Origin of the sequence: Aneurinibacillus danicus (assembly GCF_007991215.1) — a bacterium.
Classification (GTDB): domain Bacteria; phylum Bacillota; class Bacilli; order Aneurinibacillales; family Aneurinibacillaceae; genus Aneurinibacillus; species Aneurinibacillus danicus.
On record NZ_BJXX01000235.1, the window covers coordinates 1 to 4,181 of the forward strand.

The following is a 4,181-nucleotide window of genomic DNA, read 5'->3' on the forward strand; positions in this document are numbered from 1 at the left end:
TTATTAAGATACCGAAAAGGATTTTTTTTATTTCATTAATTACAACTAAGATAAAAAGAACAAAAATGACGTTCATTTCATCGAAGAAACGAGTCATTAGCCCATTCACAGCATAGTAGGTATGATAAGGAAACAACTTGGTATACTGAAAAGTGGAGGGCGCACATAGACAACTATACTTTAGCTATGTACGATAGTGTATACTATGGACAAGATTTTTTTAATAAATGTTGCAAGGGAGACGCTATTATTTGTACGCCGGTCCATTGTTGTCATCTTTTTGTCTGTGCTGGTTTTGGGGATTATCGGATTCACCATAAAGTGGAGCACACTCATTTTCCAGCCAGAATCCCTACTGACTAATTACCAGTTCATCGTACAAGATATATTTTATATACTCGTCGTCTATGAACTTCTGGAATTGTTTCGAACCTTTTCGCCGAATCGTCTAATGAGCATTGTCTTACTTGTGCTCGCCCGTAAGATTATTCTCTCCCCGGATGACTCACATGTTATGACAGAAGTCATATCTTTTGCGATCTTGCTTAGTGTTCGGTTACTATGGCAACGATTTGGCGAAAAGAAGAACAGCCCCATACTTAAATGATGCAATGTTTTACTTATTTTTCTGTTAATTAAAACATTTAGGGAATAGACCGTTTCACCAAGAATCTATATCTCCGTTTTTCTTGGAATAACTCGGTTTTATGAATTGGAAAATCATGAGAATATGAACCCGGACGCGGCTGTATTTGTGTCCGGGTTTTTCACTGGAAAAGGTTCATGATAATTTACATTTCTTCTTCAAAACGTCGTAAATCGTCATTGTGGCCAACGACAATCAGAATATCTCCTTCCTGAAGAAGAACTTCAGGGCCTGGTGCAATGTTAAAATCGTTGTTTGTTTTAATGGCCACTACGTTAACTCCGAATTGTGCTCGGACATTCAATTCAACCAGACTTTTTCCCTGCATTTTTTCTGAAACTGCTACCTCGGCCACACCATAATCAGGAGAAAGTTCAATAAAATCAAGGACATTGGGAGAGACAAGGTTATGGGCCACCCGGATTCCCATATCCCGTTCGGGAAAGACCACCCGATCAGCTCCTACTTTATACAAGACTTGTCCATGTCGTGGATTTTGTGCTTTGGCCACAATTCTTTTCACCCCTAATTCCTTCAAAAGGAGGGTAGTTAGAATGCTGGCCTGGATATCTACTCCAATCGCAACAACGACCACATCAAAGTTTCCGATTCCGACATCTCGTAAGGCTTGTTCATCCGTTGAATCGGCTTGAACCGCATGTGTAGCAGCCTCTACATGCTCTTGAACTCTTTCCTCGTTTTCATCTACCGCCATGACTTCGTATCCTGCTTTATGTAAATGGTTAACGACACTGCTGCCAAAACGCCCTAAACCAATCACTGCATATGATTTTTCAGCCATTTTCTTCTATAACTCCTTCCCTATTTTTTATGATGACATTTCAACCGGTGAAATAAAGGGCATTATATGTATAGAATGCCGTACATTCCGTTTTCTTATTTTGATATGAAAGGTTGTTGCGTTGTATGGAAGATATCACGAGAGCGATTCATCACATCCTTTATTTGCTCATTGTCATTTTTATCGGAGGAATGATTGCTGGAAAAGTAGCTTCTAAATTAAAAATACCCGATGTGGCTGTGTTTTTACTTCTAGGCATCGGAATTGGGCCCGGGTTGAACCTGATCTCCGAAGAAAGCCGTTCGTTTACGAATCAATTTATTCTTATCCTAGGAGCCACCTTAATTTTATTTGATGGGGGACGCAACATCCGTTTGCAGACACTAAAGAAAGTATGGCCCACAATAAGCTTGTTAAGCGTTCCTGGCGTTATTATTACCGCAGTGGTAACGGGGTATGCTGCGCATCTATTTCTACATATTCCTTTGTTGTATGGCTTTTTATTAGCTTCTATCATTGCTTCCACTGATCCAGCCACCTTGATCCCGGTATTTAAACAGGTGAAAATTCGACCCATTTTACGCGAGACAGTGGAAAGTGAATCGGCTTTTAATGATGCGACGGCTTCTATCCTCACTTTTAGTGTGTTAGCCATCGCAATGGGAACCAGCGATTTTTCTGTTGGTGCAAGCATTCTCGATTTTTTTAAGGTAGCATTGGGTGGGATGCTCATCGGCGGACTTATAGGGATTGTAGGTGCTTATTTGGTTTCTTATGTTGAGTTTGGCTTTTTACGGGATTATACGGTAATTGGGATGCTGGTCGTGGCGTTGCTTTCCTACCTGTTAGCGGATTTATTGCATGTGAGTGGTTTTATGGCGACCTTTGTTGCCGGGCTTATCTGGGGGAATGCTTCTCATTTCAGGCTACGTATGGAAGCAAAACAAAGGGAAATCCATCACTTTTCGGAGAATCTAACCGTGATTATGCGTATGCTCATTTTTATTTTGTTAGGCAGCCAGGTGGATTTTTCAACGATCATGAAGTATCTGTGGGGCGGACTCCTTGTTGTTATTGTTCTAATGTTTATTGCGCGTCCACTTACCGTTTTTGCTTGCACTTTGCCTGATCGAAAAGCCAAATGGACGTGGCGAGACATGTTATTTATGTGTTGGACAAGGGAAACCGGTGTCATTCCTGCTGCACTATCCGGCATGGTTGTTGGAAAGGGGGTGCCGTATGCAGATGCCATTGCGGCTGTTACTTTCCTTGCGATTTTGATGACTATCCTACTGCAAGCAAGCACTACACCGCATGTAGCTCGAAAATTAGGAGTAGAGGAATGAAGCAAAAAACAAGGGAAAGCTTACATGCTGTCCCTTGTTTTTATCCAATAATAATTTTCCCTTCGGGATTGCGATAATGTTTTTTCTTGCGATCCCAGCTTAAAGCAAAAGCAATGGTTAATGGACCGACGCGTCCAGCAAACATCACAAAAGAGAGGAGAAGCTTCCCGAATATCGTGAGATTAGGCGTCAATCCCATTGACAAGCCTACTGTGCCAAACGCGGACGTGGTTTCAAAAAGTACCGTAAGAAAATCCGCTTTCTCTGTAATCGAGAGAATCATTGTAACAGTAATCACTAACATCATCGCTGCGACCACGATTGTTAAGGCTTTATATACCTTGCTTTCTCCAATTCGCTGCCTAAAAAATACCACATCTCCTTGTCCTTTGATCATCGCCCATACTGCACCAAGCAAAGTGACAAATGTTGTGGTCTTAATCCCTCCTCCTGTAGATCCGGGTGAAGCCCCGATAAACATGAGAAGAATAATAAAGAAAAGCGAAGACTGGTGCATATCACCGATCGGCAGCGAGTTCATTCCCTCCGTGCGGGATACGACCGATTGGAAGAAAGCGCTCAGAACCTTCCCCATCCAGTCTAATGGCCCCATCGTTTTTGGATTGTTAAATTCAATCGCAAAAATAACAAGAGCGCCCAATAGAATTAAAATTGCGGATGTGGAAACTACAATTTTTGTGTGCAGCGAAAGCCTATGTTTTCTGTTAAATTCCATCAATTCGGCAATCACGATAAATCCAAGCCCACCGGCGATGACCAGAATCATGATAACAATGTTGACTACAGGATCGCTTACATAGTCTGTCATGCTTTTAAAATCGCCCATGATATCGAATCCGGCATTGTTAAAGCTAGAAATCGAGTGAAAGATGCCTAGATAAATCGCATGCTCCCAATCCGTATCGAACGACCAGCGCAACGTCAGAAGAATCGCGCCAATCCCCTCAAACACGAGTGTAAATAAAATCACCTTTCTGACCAGACGAACCATGCCTTCAAGGCTAATTTGATTCATTGACTCTTGAATTAAGAGTCGCTGCCGCAGGGAAATTTTTCGCCCTAGCAGAATGGCAAACAGGGTTGCCACAGTCATGAAACCCAGCCCACCTATTTGAATGAGGCTTAAAATAACGAGCTGCCCAAAAACGGTAAAGGTAGTGCCTGTATCAACAACAACGAGACCTATCACACAAGTGGCCGAGGTGGCTGTGAACAGAGCATCTACAAAAGGCAGTCCTTGTCCATCTGTGGTGGAGATAGGGAGTGTTAATAACAATGCACCGAATAAGATAAGAACTCCGAATCCGAGCACAATAAGTTGAGGCGGATTTATCAAAGAAGCTATTTTTTTCAATGCATTTTTAAG

Annotated in this window: 3 protein-coding genes; 1 reads left to right on the top strand and 2 read right to left on the bottom strand. The window is 42.0% G+C overall.

Features of this window, described 5'->3' with window-relative positions:
• Positions 1–791: 791 nt before the first annotated feature.
• A complete protein-coding gene (locus tag ADA01nite_RS21280; protein WP_146812433.1) occupies positions 792–1,448 on the bottom strand; it encodes a potassium channel family protein in 657 nt (218 codons plus the stop codon).
• A gap of 125 nt (positions 1,449–1,573) precedes the next feature.
• On the opposite strand from ADA01nite_RS21280, the gene ADA01nite_RS21285 reads away from it, so the two are divergent.
• Positions 1,574–2,794, top strand: a complete 1,221-nt coding sequence (locus ADA01nite_RS21285) for a cation:proton antiporter (RefSeq protein ID WP_146812434.1) — start codon at positions 1,574–1,576, stop codon at positions 2,792–2,794.
• Between the two features lie 40 nt (positions 2,795–2,834).
• Here ADA01nite_RS21285 and ADA01nite_RS21290 read toward each other — a convergent pair whose 3' ends face one another.
• On the bottom strand, positions 2,835–4,169 hold the full coding sequence (locus ADA01nite_RS21290) for a TrkH family potassium uptake protein (protein WP_146812435.1): 1,335 nt from the start codon (positions 4,167–4,169) through the stop codon (positions 2,835–2,837).
• Positions 4,170–4,181 lie beyond the last annotated feature (12 nt).

Bases quoted from the DNA above. Each gene is read 5' to 3' on its own strand.
- ADA01nite_RS21285 (WP_146812434.1), top strand. From the start codon at position 1,574: ATGGAAGATATCACGAGAGCGATTCATCACATCCTTTATTTGCTCATT.
- ADA01nite_RS21280 (WP_146812433.1), bottom strand. From the start codon at position 1,448: ATGGCTGAAAAATCATATGCAGTGATTGGTTTAGGGCGTTTTGGCAGC.